This is a genomic window from Rhizobium sp. BT03, assembly GCF_030053155.1.
Taxonomy (GTDB): domain Bacteria; phylum Pseudomonadota; class Alphaproteobacteria; order Rhizobiales; family Rhizobiaceae; genus Rhizobium.
Genome location: NZ_CP125640.1, coordinates 3,880,477 through 3,894,203, shown reverse-complemented (window position 1 = coordinate 3,894,203; position 13,727 = coordinate 3,880,477). Strand labels below are relative to the sequence as shown.

Sequence of the window (13,727 nt, the reverse complement as noted above, 5' to 3'; positions counted from 1 at the left end):
AGACGAGCGAGATAGGTCGTGCCTGAGGCACTCCCCTCTGCCCTGCCGGGCATCTCCCCCACAAGGAGGGAGATCGACTCGTAGATCGAATCTCCCCAAACAATTGATGTTGGAACGAGCGGGCCCGACCAGCCAATCTCCCCACCTGTGGGGGAGATGCCCGGCAGGGCAGAGGGGCGCGCCTCAGGCACCGGCGCCTCAAGAACTCCTACGTCCGCCTCTTCTTGCCTTCGAACGGATTCTCAGCTGAGCGGAAATGAATACGGATCGGCACGCTCGGCATGTCGAAATCGGCGCGCAGCCCGTTGATCAGATAGCGCGTATAGGATTCCGGCAGCGCGTCGGAGCGAGTGCAGGAGATCATGAAGGCGGGCGGGCGAGCCTTGACCTGAGTCATGTATTTCAGCTTGATGCGCCTGCCGGACACGGCCGGTGGCGGATGCTGGATCTGCTGTGTCTCCAGCCAGCGGTTGAGCCTTGCCGTCGAGATACGCTTGTTCCAGACCCTGTCGGTGTCGATGATCGACTGCATCAGCTTGTCGAGCCCCCAACCGGTCTGGCCGGAGATCGGCACGGCGCGGATGCCGCGCGCCTGCGGCAGCAGCCGGTCGGTCTTTTCGCGCAGGTCGGCAAGCACTGCCTGCCGGTCTTCGATCATGTCCCATTTGTTGAAGGCAAGAACGGCGGCGCGCCCCTCGCGCAGCACCAGATCGACGATCTGCAGGTCCTGCTTTTCGAAGGGGATCGTCGCGTCGAAGACGATGACGACGGTTTCGGCAAAACGGATAGCGCGCAGCGCGTCGGCGACGGAGAGCTTTTCCAGCTTCTCGGTCACCCGCGCCTTGCGGCGCATGCCTGCGGTGTCGAACATTTTGATGGTGCGGCCGCGCCAATCCCATTCGACCGAGATGGAATCGCGGGTGATGCCGGCTTCCGGCCCGGTCAGCAGCCGGTCCTCGCCGAGGAAGCGGTTGATCAGCGTTGATTTGCCGGCATTCGGCCGGCCGACGATCGCCACCCTGAGCGGCTTGGTGTCGTCATAGACGGACTCTTCGTCCTCGTCCTCACCCTCATCAGCCGCGTGAGGGATATCGACGTCGGTGACCGCAACATCCTCCTTGGCATAGGCCCGGTCCTTGCCGATCGCCTCGACGATCGCGTCGCGAAGATCGAGCATGCCCTGCCCGTGTTCGGCCGAAATCGGCGTCGGCTCACCGAGACCCAGCGTATAGGCGTCGTAGAAGCCGCTGTCGGAGCCGCGCGCCTCGGATTTATTGGCGACGAGCACCACCGGCTTGCCGCGCCGGCGCAGCATTTCGGCAAGCGCGGTGTCGACCGGCGTCAGCCCGTTCTTGGCGTCGACGACGAAAAGCGAAAGATCGGCCTCGTCGATCGCCGCCTCCGTCTGGGCGCGCATTCGGCCCTGCAGGCTTTCCTCGTCCGCCTCTTCCAGGCCGGCGGTATCGATGATCGTGAAGGTCAGGCCCATCAGCCGCGCATCGCCCGGCCGGCGGTCACGGGTCACACCTGGCGTGTCGTCGACGAGCGCCAGCTTCTTTCCCACCAGGCGGTTGAAAAGCGTCGACTTGCCGACATTCGGACGACCGACGATCGCGACCGTGAAACTCATTCTTTTTCCTTAAAACTCAGCCCTGCGCGGCGGGCGCCTTGCCGGATGCGGTAATGAGATCAAGCATCATGTGGGCACGATTGACAATATTGCGCGGGCTGTCGGTATCGTCGACGATCGACTGGAACCATTGCCGGGCCTGCGCCATGTTGCCGGCCTTATAGGAGGCAAGGCCGAGCGCTTCGCGTGCCGAATGGCGGAAGGCGTTGCCCGGCACGGCCATTTCCTCGATCGCCGCCGAAACCTGCTCGTAAGAACCGTTTTCAATCAGCAGCCAGCCGGCGCGCATCTTGGCGGCATCGCGCACGGCGGCCGGGACGGCGTTGTCCTTGCCGATCTCGTTGAAGGCAGCGATCGCCGCGCCGGCATCGCCCTTCTGTGCCTGGACGGTCGCGGCTCGCATGCGCGCCAGCACCGGATAGGCGCCATGGCCTTCCTTCTCGAGCTTGTCGAGCGCGGCCAGCGCCTCGTCGTTCTTGTTCTCGTCGGCAAGCTTCATCGCCGCCAGGAACTGGTCGCCGGCCCCGGAGGAGCGGTTGTCGTCCCAATATTCGTAGAGAACCTTGCCGGCGGTGCCGACGACGATCAGGATGGCGACGACAATGATATAGCGGCCGAAGCGGCGCCACACGCCCTTCATCTGGTCGGACCGCAATTCCTCATTGACTTCACGAATGAAGCTGTCGTCGTTGAATGCCATTCTCGTCTCCGGCCGCGGAAATACTCACACTATGCATAATGCATATTGTCGGGCCTTCTACCCCATTTTGCCGCCGTTGTAAGGGGGATGTGAAAGATTCGTTACATAACCAGCGGCGAAACCCCGATCAGCCATTCGTGCAGCTTCCAGATGATCAGCGCCCAGGCGACGATGCCGATGACGACGGCATAGAGATCGTATTTCGCTGAGACAAAAGGCCGGAGCACGATCTCGCCCGCCCGCTGCCGCCGTTTCAGCGAAATGCGCAGGATCACGCCCCAGGCGAGGAAGGCCGCAAACAGCAGCACCGACGACGTCTCGCCATTGGCGAGCAGATGCGCCAGCGCCCAGATCTTCACCGACAGCACCATCGGATGTTTCGTCTTGGTCGCGATATGCCCCGCCGGCAGCAGCGAGGCGACGAGACAGATCATCGCGACCAGCATCAGCGTAATCGCGATATGCGCCGTCCAGACCGGCGGATTGTAGAGCATGCCGGTCACGGCACGAGCCTGCCCGAAACCATAGATCAACAGGATCAGCGTGAGGATGCTCGCAATCGAATAACCGGCCCGCCAGCCCTTCTCGCCGAGGCTTGCGATCATCGAGCGGCGGAAGCCGGGAGCCACCACCCGCACCAGATGCACCCCGAGAAAAAGTACGATGCCGACGATAAGCAAAGTCATGGCTGGTCCCTTCCGTGCCGTTTGTCATGGCTTAGCGTTTGGCGGGAAAAAATGCCAGCAAGACCGCAGCTTCGCCGCAATTCTATTGGAGGGAAACCGCGAACAAATTGTCGCGGTGCCCATGTCTCGTCCTCTCCTCGCCACTTGTCTGGCTGCCTCGTTCCTTCTTCCCGTCATGGCAGGGGCGGCCGACCAGCCGAAACAGCTGGTCATCATTTCCTTCGATGGCGCCCACGACAATGCGCTCTGGCTGAAGAGCCGCGAGATGGCCGCAAAGAACGGCGCCCACTTCACCTATTTTCTCTCCTGCACCTTCCTGATGAACGAGGCGGCGAAGAAGGCCTATCAGGCGCCGCATCAGAAGCGCGGAAAATCCAATGTCGGCTTCGCCCAGAGCGACGACGAGATCCGCGAGCGCCTCGGCAATATCTGGCATGCCCATCTCGAAGGCCACGACATATCGAGCCACGCCTGCGGCCATTTCGACGGTCGCGAATGGAGCGAGGCCGACTGGTCGGCCGAATACGCCACCTTTCACACGACTCTGAAAAACGCCTGGAAGAGCGTCGGCCTTGAGGAGCCGGCCGGCTGGCAGGATCTGGTCGATCACGGCATCAAGGGTTTCCGCGCACCTTACCTCTCCGCCACGGCGGGCACCGACATGATCGCCGCCGAAAAGAAGGCGGGCTTCAGCTATGATGCGAGCCTCGTCACCAAGGGCCCGGCCATGCCTGTCGAGGAGGACGGCATTATCCGCTTCGGCCTGCCGCTAATCCCCGAGGGGCCCGGCGAAAAGCCGATCATCGGCATGGACTACAATCTCTTCGTGCGCCACTCCAAGGGCGAAGAAGACACGGCGGACAGCGCGGCCTTCGAGGAGCGCGCCTATTCAGCCTTCAAAGAGGCTTTCGACAAGCAATATGCCGGCAGCCGAATCCCTCTCCAACTCGGCTTCCACTTCGTCGAGATGAACGGCGGCGCCTACTGGCGCGCCCTCGACCGCCTGGTCGGCGACGTCTGCCATCGAGCGGACGTCGCCTGCGTCAGCTATTCCGAAGCGATCCCGATGATCGAGGCGCGCGGGAAGCTGGAGCGGGCATCGGGGCTCTGACGAAAACCTTTTGAAAACGAGAGGTGGTGCCGCGCAGCCCCCTCATCCGCCCTAACGGGCACCCTCTCCCCGATGGGGAGAAGAGGGAATCGCAAAGTCGGCGAACATATTCTCAAGCGATGGATAAACGCGAGACGCTGCCACGAGTCTCTTCTCCCCAGCGGGGAGAAGGTGGCAGCAGCCGGATGAGGGGGCCACACGGCACACCCCCCTCATCCAGCCAGCCTCACCCATCAGCCATCCGCTTGTACGGCGCCGGCCTCACGCTCCAGATAGCGCTGATCGATCTCCGGCAACGGCTCATCATCGATTGCCGCCTCGAAGGCCTTCAGGCGTTTGTGGATGGAAAGTAGCTCGATGATCGTCGTCCAGGCGTTGACGAGATACTGGAACGAGTTGCTGACCTGACCGAAGGCGGTCGAAATCTGCTGGAAGATGCCATAGGTGATGGCGCCGGCCACGATCGTCGGCACCAGCATGAAGATGACGAAGAGCGCGTCCGCCTGACTGTAGAAATTGCGGGCGACGTTAAAATACATGTAGTGAAAATACATACGGTAATAGTTGCGGCGAACATTGTCGAAGAGCTCGCGCACCGTCAGTGGCTGGGCCCTTTCCGCATGATCTTCGCCGTAGACGAGCTCCTTGCGATAGGCCGCTTCAACGCGCTGATTGCGGAAGTTCAGACCCGGAAGCTTGATGCCGACAACCGCCAGCAGCACGGTGCCGAATGCCGACCAGAAGAGCGCCAGCCAGAAGAGCGAATTCGCCACCGGTCCGATGACCGGCAGCGCGGTCACGTAATGCGAGAGCGCCAGCAGGATCGGGAGGAAGACGACGAGCGTCATCACCGAGTTGATGAGGCTGATGCCGAGCACTTCCAGCGTGCTTGCAAAACGCATCGTATCTTCCTGAACGCGCTGCGAGGCGCCCTCGATATGGCGCAGCTTTTCCCACTTCGACATGTAGAAATTGTTCATCGCCGTGCGCCAGCGGAAGATGTAGTGGCTGGTGAAGAAGTCGGTCATGATCGACACGAACATGCTGAGAAATGCGATCTGACAGAAGACCCACATCAGGTCGTAGAAATTGTCGACGGTAATGCCCGGCTGCTTCGACAATGCATTCTGCAAAAGATCGCCGAACGGCCGGCGCCAGTTGTTGATCACGACGGTAATTTGGACGCCGAAATAGGTCACGAAGATTATCAGTGCCGAACCCCAGATCGACCACAGCTTCCAGGGATGGTGCAGCGCCTTCAGATGCCATGCGCCGCAGAAGATCACCGCCGAGAGAAAGAAATAGCTGTAGAACCAGAGGTTTTCGGGCAGCAGGAAGAACGAAAGATCGATCGGCTGCTGGTCTTCCGGAACAGGTCCATAACCGAGCGATACACCGAGATGAGCGGCGAAGAGATACCAGCCGGCGATGCAAATCAGGGTCCAAATGACGAGCGAAGTAAAAAACGCCTTCGGCTGGGGAAAAAAGGAATGAAACACGGGGAGCTTTGCTTTCCTGAACTGTGAGTCTCGGGAGTGTCGTCGAACACTGATTGTGCCGGAAACTAAGGCAGTTCGAAGGAAGCAGCAATGGGTTTAGCCGATTGTTACGTAGATGTAACCGCTTACGCGATTTTCTTGATCACCGGCATCACCAGCGCGGCGCAGGCAACAAGGGCGACGGCGGCGATCGCCGTCGGGGCGGTGAAATTGCCGCTGCGTTCGGCAATCCAGCCGGCAACGACAGGCCCGACGATCTGACCGAGGCCGAAGGCGGCCGTCATCATCGCCAGGATCCGCCGCGGGCTGTCAGGCGAAAGCCTGCGGCCGATCTGCAGCCCGTAAGCCGTGATCGCCAGGAACGTCGACCCGAACAGGGCACCGCCGATCAGCGGTGCGGCAGAGTGCGGCAGCATCACGGTCGCGAGCACGCCGGCCGCCTCGACCAGAAGTGCTGCGACATAGACGCCGCCGAGCCCGAGCGGCTTCACCAGCGGCTTCCAGGCAAACAGCGCCACCGCCGCCGTCAGCCCGGCAATGAACCAGCAAAGGAATTCGACCAGGGGGCCTGTTGCGGAAAGACGTGCGATGGTGACGAGGAAGGTCGCGGTAATGACGTAACCGAAGCCGAACAGGCCGTAGGACAGTGTGATCAGCACCATCGGCCGGCTCCAGACGAGAGCCGGCTCCTTGCCCGCGCGCGCCGATTGCGCCGGGGCCGACGGCAAGAGCAGGAAGACGATGACGAGGCTTGCCGCGCAGTAGAGCGCGCCGCCGATCCAGTCGGCGCGCCAGCTGTCCGGGCGGCCGTGAAAGCCGAGGCCGATGAGAAACACCATGATCGAGGACAGCGCGATCCCCGCTCCCGGCCCGCCGAAATGCGCTGCCTGCACATGGTCGTTGCCGGCGGAAGCCCCGTGGCTGAGCACGATCGATGAGGTGAAGACCATCGCAAAGGCGCTGGCGAGGCCGGCCAGGAACCGGATGACGGCAAAGACTGCGACGGAATTTGTGGCGGCCATGGCGGCGAGCAGGATTGCGGTCGCAAGCAGCGCCGAGAGCGCCACCAGCCGTTCGCGCCCCGCCGCCCAGCCATAGGCAGCAAGCACGGCGCCGACGAGATAACCGACGAAATTCGCCGAAGCGATAAAACCGGCATCCGCCGCCGAAAGCGGCACGCCACTCATCATGCCGGGCAGGATCGGCGTGTAGGAGAAACGCCCGAAGCCCATGGCCGCCGCCATCGCAACGGCGCCGGCAGCGGCAGTGGAAACAAGGTTCGGCGGGGAATGACGGATGCGCTCAAGCATGCAGCGCTTATCGCGCCGCAGTCGCTGCACCGCAAACGAGTATTTCTGATCAATCGATCAATTCTGCGAAAGTAGGCGCAGGAGGATGGGCACAGCCTCCAAGCGAGCTCATCCTGGGATGTCCCGCAGGGGCCTCGAAGGAGGGGGCGGGTGCGGTGATGCTGGATGAGAAGCAACGTTGCGGCGCGCTTCGAGGCTGCGCCCTGCGGGCTGCGCGCCTCAGCATGAGGGGCCTTGGAGAATGCCGCACGCAGGATGAAAGCTCCGCAGGCCGCCCTTACGCCCGCCCATCCGGCAATGTCAGGATCACCGGCCCGTTGCGCGTGGCGACCACCGTATGCTCATATTGCACGGTCGGCGCCTTCGGATCGGCATAAAGCGTCCATGCATCGTCGCCGCCTTCCGCCCAGGTGGCGCCAAGCGACAGAAAGGGCTCGACGGTGAAGACGAGGCCATCCGTCATGACGCGTTTTTCCGAAGGATCCGGCCAGGTCGAGAGCTCGGCCGGCTCCTCGTGCAGCGAACGGCCGACGCCGTGGCTCGCCAGATTGGCGACCAGCGTATAGCGGTTCTTCTGTGCGAAGGCACCGACGGCGGTGCCGATCTTGGCAAGCGGCTCGCCGGATTTCACCTGATTGAGCCCGACCCAGAGCGCCCGCTTGCCGTCGCGGCAAAGCCGCTCGATCTTCGGCTTGACCGGCGGCATCGCGAAGGAAGCGCCGGTATCGGCGAAGAAACCATCCTTCTCGGCCGAGACGTCGATATTGATGAGATCGCCGGCGCGGATGACACGCGGCCCGGGAATACCGTGGGCGATTTCCTCGTTGACGCTGATGCAGGTCGCACCCGGAAACTGATAGCAGAACTCCGGCGCTGAGCGCGCGCCCGCCTCTTCGAGCACCTTGCGGCCGATGCCGTCAAGCTCCAGCGTTGTCATGCCCGGCTCCATCGCCGCCGCCATCACCTGGATAGCATTGGCGCAGATCCGGCCGATCTCCTTGAGTTTCGCCAGTTCGTCGTCGTTTGCGATAACCATTCGTCTGTTCCGGCCTTGCGCAGGGCGGCCACGGCCGCCTTGGTTAAGCGGTGGCTTTCGCCCCTCCGTCCGTTTCAGTCAATGCCTTTCTGACGATCGGCGCGACTTTCGTCCCGTAGAGCTCGATGCCGCGCATGATCTCGGCATGCGGCATCAGGCCGATCGCCATCTGCAGCAGGAAGCGGTCGTTCCGGAAAAGCGCGTGATGGGCGATGATCTTTTCGGCCACCACCTCGGGGTCGCCGACGAAGAGCGCACCGTTCGGTCCGCGCGACATGTCGAACTGCGCCCGGCTCGTCGGCCCCCAGCCACGCTCGCGGCCGATGCGGTTCATCACTTCGGCCTGCGGCCCGTAGAACTGCTCGGCCGCGACCGCCGTCGTATCGGCGATGAAGCCGTGAACATTGATGCTGGTCTTCAGCTTCGCCTGATCCTGCCCTGCCCGGCGTGCCGCCTCGCGGTAGAGATCGAAAAGCGGCGCGAAACGGCGCGGCTCGCCGCCGATGATCGCCAGCGCCACCGGCAGGCCGAGCGCACCGGCGCGCGCCACGGACTGCGGCGTGCCGCCGACCGCGATCCACAGCGGCAGCGGATCCTGCAGTGGCCTGGGATAAACGCCTCGCCCGCGGATCGGCGCGCGAAGCTCGCCGCTCCAGTCGACCGTCTCGCCATCGCGCAACGCCAGCAGCAGATCGAGCTTCTCTTCGAAAAGCTGGTCGTAGTCCTCGAGATTGTAGCCGAACAGCGGGAAGGACTCGATGAAGGAGCCGCGCCCCGCCATGATCTCGGCCCGGCCGTTCGAAATCAGATCCAGCGTCGAAAACTGCTGGAAGACGCGCACCGGATCATCGGAGGAAAGCACAGTGACGGCGCTGGTCAGCCCGATGTTTTTCGTCTTGACGGCCGCCGCCGCCAGCGCGACGGCAGGCGCCGACACTGCATAATCCGGCCGGTGATGTTCGCCGAGCCCGAAGACATCGAGCCCCACCTGATCGGCAAGCTCGATCTCCTCGATCAGATGTTTCAGCCGTTCAGCCCCTTCCGCACCCTTGCTGCGGGAGGGATTGGGATTGACATCCGCAAACGTATAAAGACCCAGTTCCATCGTCGGCATCCTTTTAACTCCCGGCTGAGATAAGGATGGCGAGGATGGAGAGCAAATACAAACTCTGGAACGGAATGTTCGAGAATTTCGATAGTGGCGCGGGGCTTATGGCAGCACCGTGAAGAGTCTTTGCGCCGTAGACACGGCGCTGCTGGATTCCTGTGACAGGCACAGGAATGAGGGAACTCTTGGCGTTCGTCGAGTTCAACAAGAAATGATCGCGCTTTGAATAACATGGGATAGGAGTGGCGAGGTGCACACCCTTGCTCCCTCATTCCTGTGCCTGTCACAGGAATCCAGCAGTCGCGCGCCCGCGCGACGAGAGACTCATCCCATCAGAGACCCAACAGATGAAACGAGATATCCGCCCATTCGGGATTATCCCGCTCGATCAGATTGAGCTTCCACTGCCGCGGCCACTTCTTGATCGTCTTCTCCCGCGTGATCGCTGTCGTCAGCAAATCATGCTCTTCGAACCAGACCAGTGTCTTCACACCATATTTCGATGTGAAGCCCGGTGTCAGTTCATTCTGGTGCTCGTATAGTCGCCCGGCAAGGTCACGTGTCACGCCGGTATAGAGTGTGCCATTGCGTGCCGACGCAAGGATGTAGACATAACCCTTCATGCCCTTGGATTGGCACAGGACGCATCCTGCGTCGACAGAGGCACGAATGTGTCCAATCACCAATTCGAATCGGAATTCAACAACCTACAAGCATCGGCGGAATCATCTTCCAAGCGGCCTCGCGCCGCACTTTAAGCATGAGGCTGGCGCGGTCTCCACCGCGCCAGCCTCACCCGACACTCACATCGTCGCCAGCAGTTCCGCCAACTGATCGGCGGCCTTGCCCCATCCCTCATGGAAACCCATTTTCTCATGCGCTTCCTTGTCCTCGGCGCGCCAGTGCAGCGCCTTGGCGGTATATTTCGTGCGGCCATTGCCGAGATCTTCGAGCAGGATGACGCCGGTGAAGAAGGGTTTTTCGGCGGGCACCCAGGCGCTGGTATAGGCATCGGTGAAGACGATCTTCTCGTTCTCGACGATCTCCAGATAGACGCCGCGGTTCGGATACCGGTTGCCCTCGGGATCCTGCATGACGATGACGCTGGAACCGCCGGGGCGGACGTCGAGCGTCGCTTCCGCAACACCCCAGGGACGCGGCACGAACCACTGCTTCATGAGATCGGGATCGGTCCACGCCTTGTAGATCGTCTCGCGCGGCGCGTCGAATTCGCGAATGAGGGTGAGTTCATGTTGCGTGCTGGCGGTCATTTCAACATCTCTCCATTTGAGTGAAACCTGTTTCCTGTCAGGTTGTTGCAAGGACGTGCCGAAGTTCGTCGTTCCGACAAAGCGCCGATTTTTTCTTGATTATTTTGCGATCGGCTGCGTCGCCTCTTCCTGCATCTTGTCGATCTGCCGGCGGATATGGGCTGCCTCCGCCGCCGAATGGGCAAGCGCGATGGCGCGGTCGAAGGCTTCGCGCGCCTGGCAGGTCAAGCCAAGCTGCTTCAGCAGCCCGCCCCGCAGGCCGTGATAGTAGAAATAACCGCCGAGCTTCTCACCGAGCGGATCGATGAGATCGAGCGCCTGCTGCGGCCCGTGCAGCTTGGAAACCACGACCGCGCGATTGAGCGTCACAACGGGCGAAGGCTGAATACGCTCCAGCGCGCGGTAGAGCAGATCGATTTCCACCCAGTCGGTGTCTTCGGCGCGCTTCGCCCGGGAATGGATGGCGGCAATCGCCGCCTGCAGCTGATATGCCCCCGGCCGGCGGTGTCGCAAGGCCTTGTCGAGCAGCGCCAGGGCCTCGTTGATGAAAGGCTGGTTCCAGAGCGAGCGATCCTGATCTTCCAGCAGCACGATCTCGTCTTCGGCGCTGAAGCGCGCCGGCCGGCGCGAGATCTGCAGAAGCATCAGCGCAAGCAGCCCCATCAACTCCGGCTCGGACGGAAAGAGATGCAGCATCAGCCGTGCCAGCCGGATCGCCTCGTCGCTGAAGGCGGCCGCCTCATGCTTCGGGTCGGCCTGGCTGTAGCCTTCGTTGAAGACGAGATAGATCATCGTGCTGACGATCGTAAGACGCTCGGCCCTTTCCTCAGGGCTCGGCGTTTCGAACGGCACGCCGGCCTTGGCGACGCGTGCCTTGGCGCGGGTGACGCGTTGCTCCATGGCGCTTTCCGACACCAGGAAGGCGCGGGCGATCTGCGTCACCGAAAGACCGGAAACGATGCGCAGCGCCAGTGCGATCTGCTGGGTCGCCGGCAGATCGGGATGGCAGCAGATGAAGAGAAGCCGCAGGATATCGTCGCGATAGTGGGAATCGTCCAGCCGCTCGGCAATATCGCTTTCGGCATCCTCGGTATCGGAGATCGTATCCTCGTCCGGCAGGGCCTGGAGCTTCGACCGCTTGCGCACCGCGTCGATCCCGCTGTTTCGGCCGACGAAGATCAGCCAGGCTGTGGGATCGCGTGGCGGCCCTTTTTCCGGCCATGTCCGGATCGCCCTCAGGCATGCCTCCTGAAAAGCCTCTTCCGCGGTATCAAGATTGCGGAAATAGCGCAGCAGCGCACCGAGCGCCTTCGGGCGGGCCGAGGCAAGGGCAAGGTCGATCCAGGCAATGTCTGTCATGATGAAGCATCTCCCGGCCTGAAGACGTAGAACGGCCGAATTTCGTAAGAGGTGGAACCCGGATTGACGGAGGAAAGCTGTTTCGAGAAGGCGACCGCCTCGTCGAGCGTTTCGAAGTCGACCACGTAGAAGCCGAGAAGCGCCTCTTTCGTTTCCGCAAAAGGCCCGTCGATGACCAAAGGCTCGTCCTTGCCCTTGCGCACGGTGGTCGCAGCCGTCGTCGGCATCAGCCGGCCGACGGGGCCGAGCTTGCCGGATGCGGCAAGCGGCTCCTGCACGGCATAGAGCTTCTCCATGACGGCGGCCTCTTCCTCCTTCGTCCAGGCGAAGACGGTTTCCTCATGGGCGTAACAAAGGATTGCATAAAGCATTGCTCACTCCTCTTTCCGAATGACGAAGGAGTAGCCGCTTAGCCGACAGGCCGCATTAAAAATTATCGAGAAAAGCGACTGAGACAGCCTGGCCGCCCACGGAAACAGGCGGCGTCATGGTGCGGTTCTGATCGCGCCTTAACCCTCGCTCAGCGTCCGCCGGACCGCGCTCTTCCAGCCCTTGAGCTTAGCAGCCCGCACCTTCTCGTCCATATCGGGCTCGAAGCGCCGGTCCCGTTTCCACGTTGCCGAGAAACCCTCCCTGTCCGGCCAGACCCCTGCCCGGCTGCCGGCAAGCCAGGCAGCCCCCAGCGCTGTCGTCTCCAGGATCACCGGCCGGTCGACCGGGGCGTCAAGCAGGTCGGCGAGGCGCTGCATCGTCCAGTCGGACGCGACCATGCCGCCGTCGACGCGCAGCACCGTGTCGTCGCCGCCGTTCTTCCAGTCCTTCTGCATGGCGTCGAGCAGGTCGCGGGTCTGATAGCAGACGGCTTCGAGCGCGGCGCGCGAAAGCTCTGCCGGGCCGCTGTTGCGCGTCAGCCCGAAGATCGCGCCACGCGCCTTGGCATCCCAATGCGGCGCACCGAGGCCGGTGAAGGCGGGGACCAGATAGACCTCCTGCGTCGGATCGGCCTCTTCGGCAAGCGCATTGGTCTCGGCGGCGCTGCCGATGATCCGCAGCCCGTCCCGCAGCCATTGCACCGCAGCGCCGGCGATGAAGATCGACCCCTCGAGCGCATAGGTCGTCTCACCGTTCAGCCGATAAGCGATGGTGGTCAGCAGCCGGTTTTTCGAACGCACCATGTCGGCGCCGGTGTTGAGCAGCGCGAAACAGCCGGTGCCGTAGGTCGATTTCAGCATGCCCGGCTGAAAACAGGCCTGGCCGATGGTCGCCGCCTGCTGGTCGCCGGCAACACCGAGAATCGGAATTTCGGCACCGAAGATCTCAGCATCGACCGTGCCGAAATCGGCGGCACAATCCTTGACTTCAGGCAGCATGGCGGCAGGCACGCGCAGAATATCGAGCAGATCCTCGTCCCAGGCGTTTTCAGCGATGTTGTACATCAGCGTGCGCGAGGCGTTGGTAGCATCGGTGACGAAGCTCTTGCCGCCGGTCAGCCGCCAGATCAGAAAGGTATCGATCGTGCCGAAGCAGAGATCGCCCCTGGCGGCACGCGCCCGGGCGCCCTTGACGTTGGCCAGCATCCAGGAAAGCTTGGTGCCGGAAAAATACGGGTCGAGGATCAGGCCGGTCTTCTTGGTGAACAGCCGCTCCAGATCCTGCCGTTTCAGATTGTCGCAATAACTTGCCGTGCGCCGGTCCTGCCAGACGATGGCATTCTGGATCGGCCGGCCGGTGTCGCGCTCCCAGACGACGACCGTCTCGCGCTGGTTGGTAATGCCGAGCGCTGCAATATCCTTGGCCGCGATCCCGGCATCGCGCAGCGCCATGTTGACGGTGGAGACGACCGAATCCCAGATTTCCTCGGGATCGTGCTCGACCCAGCCGGATCGCGGATAGATCTGGGTGAATTCCTTCTGGCCCTTGCCGGCGACATGCATATCGCCATCGAAGACGATCGCCCGCGTCGATGTCGTTCCCTGATCGATCGCCAGAACATATCCACTCATGCAATTCCCTCCTC

The 13,727-nt window shown here is 62.3% G+C and carries 13 protein-coding genes; 1 reads left to right on the top strand and 12 read right to left on the bottom strand.

Features of this window, described 5'->3' with window-relative positions:
- Positions 1-208: 208 nt before the first annotated feature.
- From der to QMO80_RS18890, 3 genes are all read right to left on the bottom strand, one after another.
- Entirely contained in the window at positions 209-1,630 is a 1,422-nt protein-coding gene (der, locus tag QMO80_RS18900; protein ID WP_283197879.1) for a ribosome biogenesis GTPase Der, read from the bottom strand.
- Between the two features lie 16 nt (positions 1,631-1,646).
- Positions 1,647-2,330: a tetratricopeptide repeat protein gene (locus QMO80_RS18895; RefSeq protein ID WP_283197878.1), complete on the bottom strand. Its 684-nt coding sequence runs from the start codon at positions 2,328-2,330 to the stop codon at positions 1,647-1,649.
- A 101-nt stretch (positions 2,331-2,431) separates the two neighbouring features.
- Complete coding sequence (locus QMO80_RS18890; RefSeq protein ID WP_283197877.1) at positions 2,432-3,016, bottom strand: NnrU family protein; 585 nt, start codon at positions 3,014-3,016, stop codon at positions 2,432-2,434.
- A gap of 121 nt (positions 3,017-3,137) precedes the next feature.
- Here QMO80_RS18890 and QMO80_RS18885 point away from each other — a divergent pair, with 121 nt between their 5' ends.
- Complete coding sequence (locus tag QMO80_RS18885) at positions 3,138-4,127, top strand: polysaccharide deacetylase (protein WP_283197876.1); 990 nt, start codon at positions 3,138-3,140, stop codon at positions 4,125-4,127.
- A 233-nt stretch (positions 4,128-4,360) separates the two neighbouring features.
- Here the strand turns inward: QMO80_RS18885 and sbmA are convergent, their stop codons facing one another.
- The 9 genes from sbmA to glpK all read right to left on the bottom strand — a co-directional run bounded on the left by sbmA (position 4,361) and on the right by glpK (position 13,713).
- Positions 4,361-5,626, bottom strand: coding sequence for a peptide antibiotic transporter SbmA (sbmA, locus tag QMO80_RS18880; RefSeq protein ID WP_283197875.1), 1,266 nt, complete (start codon positions 5,624-5,626; stop codon positions 4,361-4,363).
- 125 nt (positions 5,627-5,751) lie between these two features.
- Entirely contained in the window at positions 5,752-6,936 is a 1,185-nt protein-coding gene (locus QMO80_RS18875) for a YbfB/YjiJ family MFS transporter (RefSeq protein WP_283197874.1), read from the bottom strand.
- Positions 6,937-7,213: 277 nt separating this feature from the next.
- On the bottom strand, positions 7,214-7,972 hold the full coding sequence (map, locus tag QMO80_RS18870) for a type I methionyl aminopeptidase (RefSeq protein ID WP_064840145.1): 759 nt from the start codon (positions 7,970-7,972) through the stop codon (positions 7,214-7,216).
- Positions 7,973-8,015: 43 nt separating this feature from the next.
- Complete coding sequence (locus tag QMO80_RS18865) at positions 8,016-9,077, bottom strand: LLM class flavin-dependent oxidoreductase (RefSeq protein WP_283197873.1); 1,062 nt, start codon at positions 9,075-9,077, stop codon at positions 8,016-8,018.
- A gap of 335 nt (positions 9,078-9,412) precedes the next feature.
- Positions 9,413-9,703 (bottom strand): GIY-YIG nuclease family protein, encoded by a 291-nt coding sequence (locus QMO80_RS18860; protein WP_283197872.1) that lies wholly within the window; start codon positions 9,701-9,703, stop codon positions 9,413-9,415.
- 180 nt (positions 9,704-9,883) lie between these two features.
- Entirely contained in the window at positions 9,884-10,351 is a 468-nt protein-coding gene (locus tag QMO80_RS18855) for an SRPBCC family protein (protein ID WP_283197871.1), read from the bottom strand.
- 99 nt (positions 10,352-10,450) lie between these two features.
- Positions 10,451-11,710, bottom strand: coding sequence for an RNA polymerase sigma factor (locus tag QMO80_RS18850; protein WP_283197870.1), 1,260 nt, complete (start codon positions 11,708-11,710; stop codon positions 10,451-10,453).
- Positions 11,707-12,081 (bottom strand): YciI family protein, encoded by a 375-nt coding sequence (locus tag QMO80_RS18845; RefSeq protein WP_064840153.1) that lies wholly within the window; start codon positions 12,079-12,081, stop codon positions 11,707-11,709. The genes QMO80_RS18850 and QMO80_RS18845 overlap by 4 nt, the downstream gene beginning before the upstream one ends.
- Before the next feature lie 138 nt (positions 12,082-12,219).
- Positions 12,220-13,713 (bottom strand): glycerol kinase GlpK, encoded by a 1,494-nt coding sequence (gene glpK, locus QMO80_RS18840; RefSeq protein ID WP_283197869.1) that lies wholly within the window; start codon positions 13,711-13,713, stop codon positions 12,220-12,222.
- Positions 13,714-13,727: the final 14 nt, after the last annotated feature.

What these genes read in the sequence shown, in the direction of transcription:
- der (WP_283197879.1), bottom strand. Translation starts at nt 1,630, where the DNA reads ATGAGTTTCACGGTCGCGATCGTCGGTCGTCCGAATGTCGGCAAGTCG.
- QMO80_RS18895 (WP_283197878.1), bottom strand. Translation starts at nt 2,330, where the DNA reads ATGGCATTCAACGACGACAGCTTCATTCGTGAAGTCAATGAGGAATTG.
- QMO80_RS18890 (WP_283197877.1), bottom strand. Translation starts at nt 3,016, where the DNA reads ATGACTTTGCTTATCGTCGGCATCGTACTTTTTCTCGGGGTGCATCTG.
- QMO80_RS18885 (WP_283197876.1), top strand. Translation starts at nt 3,138, where the DNA reads ATGTCTCGTCCTCTCCTCGCCACTTGTCTGGCTGCCTCGTTCCTTCTT.
- QMO80_RS18875 (WP_283197874.1), bottom strand. Translation starts at nt 6,936, where the DNA reads ATGCTTGAGCGCATCCGTCATTCCCCGCCGAACCTTGTTTCCACTGCC.
- map (WP_064840145.1), bottom strand. Translation starts at nt 7,972, where the DNA reads ATGGTTATCGCAAACGACGACGAACTGGCGAAACTCAAGGAGATCGGC.
- QMO80_RS18865 (WP_283197873.1), bottom strand. Translation starts at nt 9,077, where the DNA reads ATGGAACTGGGTCTTTATACGTTTGCGGATGTCAATCCCAATCCCTCC.
- QMO80_RS18860 (WP_283197872.1), bottom strand. Translation starts at nt 9,703, where the DNA reads ATGAAGGGTTATGTCTACATCCTTGCGTCGGCACGCAATGGCACACTC.
- QMO80_RS18855 (WP_283197871.1), bottom strand. Translation starts at nt 10,351, where the DNA reads ATGACCGCCAGCACGCAACATGAACTCACCCTCATTCGCGAATTCGAC.
- QMO80_RS18850 (WP_283197870.1), bottom strand. Translation starts at nt 11,710, where the DNA reads ATGACAGACATTGCCTGGATCGACCTTGCCCTTGCCTCGGCCCGCCCG.
- QMO80_RS18845 (WP_064840153.1), bottom strand. Translation starts at nt 12,081, where the DNA reads ATGCTTTATGCAATCCTTTGTTACGCCCATGAGGAAACCGTCTTCGCC.
- glpK (WP_283197869.1), bottom strand. Translation starts at nt 13,713, where the DNA reads ATGAGTGGATATGTTCTGGCGATCGATCAGGGAACGACATCGACGCGG.